Source organism: Aquabacterium parvum (genome assembly GCF_001447195.1).
GTDB lineage: Bacteria > Pseudomonadota > Gammaproteobacteria > Burkholderiales > Burkholderiaceae_C > Aquabacterium > Aquabacterium parvum.
This window is the reverse complement of record NZ_LFRI01000438.1, coordinates 1-612: the sequence shown is the minus strand read 5'-3', so window position 1 is coordinate 612 and position 612 is coordinate 1. Positions and strand designations below refer to the sequence as shown.

Below are 612 nucleotides of genomic sequence, written 5' to 3'. Positions count from 1 at the left end.
TCAGCCGCCGCATCGTGGGCTGGCGCCAGAGCAGTTCCATGCACACGGACTTCGTCCTGGACGCGCTGGAGCAGGCCCTGTATGACCGCAAGCCGTCCGAAGAAGATGGCCTGATCCATCATTCCGACAGGGGCTCGCAATACCTCTCGATTCGCTACAGCGAGCGGCTGGCCGAAGCCGGTATCGAGCCCTCAGTGGGCTCCAAGGGCGACAGCTATGACAACGCCTTGGCCGAGACCATTAACGGTTTGTACAAGGCAGAGGTGATCCATCGTCGTGGCCCGTGGAAGACCAAGCAGGCGGTCGAGCTCGCAACGCTGGAATGGGTCTCTTGGTTCAACCACCATCGATTGATGGGCCCACTGGGCAATGTCCCGCCCGCCGAGTTCGAGGCAAACTACCACCAACAACGCGCTGGGCAGGCCGCGACCGTCTGACTTAAACCAACTGGCCTCCGCGAAACCCGGGGCGCTTCAGTCCGACGACGACCCTCTAGCCAAGGCTGTATGGCGGCGTGAAGATCGCGTCCACTATGGAGAAGATGGTGGACGCGATCGCAAAACAAGACTCAGACGCCAAGACAGGCGTTGTGGGTGTACGCAAGCGGCGGAC

The 612-nt window shown here is 61.4% G+C and carries 1 protein-coding gene; it reads left to right on the top strand.

The window, feature by feature from the left end; translation table 11 throughout:
* Positions 1-437: DDE-type integrase/transposase/recombinase (locus ABG80_RS17460; RefSeq protein ID WP_152987718.1), on the top strand; the 437-nt coding region annotated here is incomplete at its 5' end.
* Positions 438-612: the final 175 nt, after the last annotated feature.